General features: G+C 42.4%; 1 protein-coding gene. It reads left to right on the top strand.

The features are described from left to right. Window positions 1-125 precede the first annotated feature (125 nt). Window positions 126-689 (top strand): polysaccharide biosynthesis/export family protein (locus ACS8FC_RS17765; protein ID WP_439297764.1); only part of this gene is annotated, 564 nt, incomplete at its 3' end.

The following is a 689-nucleotide window of genomic DNA, read 5'->3' as shown; positions in this document are numbered from 1 at the left end:
ATAGGTGCATTAGGGTGGTTTGGTTTGATTCACAAATATAAATATGAGTAACTGTTATGGTTTATAAATATTTCATTTTTGTACACAGACGCTACTTAACAGTAAGTATATCTTGCTTGTTTTTGATGGGGTTACTGACTGGTTGTACCATTAATTCAGGACTTCAGTCAGGAGTATTACCAGAATCTGGTACTTTTACTGCAGAAAACGGTTTGCAGTTTCATATTCAGCCGTTGAGTCTGGCGACCTTGCCCCGCACAGTAGCACCCATGCCCAATCAAGACCTCTATCATCTAATCAAAACTTCTGGACGAGTCAGCTATGGCATCTCGAAAGGGGATACGCTCAATATTATCCTTACCAGCTATCCAGATATTAACGCCTCAACTGCCAGCCTGACCGTTGATCAACAAGGTTTTATACAGTTTCCGTTGATAGGCCGTATTCAAGCCAGTGGTATGAGCGTACCGCAATTTACCGCAGTGCTACAAAGTAAGCTACAGCGTTATCTCAAGTACTCAGATCCACAGGTGAAGATTATTAATTACCGTGGTAGTAAGTTCTTTGTGGATGGGGCAGTAAAGCAATCTGGAGAGTTTGCTATTGCGGATGTACCGATCTCAGTATATGGGGCCATCTCTATGGCAGGTGGTACAACTGAGACTGGCGATTCCAATAATATCGTACTG

It is taken from the genome of Psychrobacter sp. 1Y4 (assembly GCF_051847555.1).
This window is presented reverse-complemented; position numbering and strand designations above follow the sequence as displayed.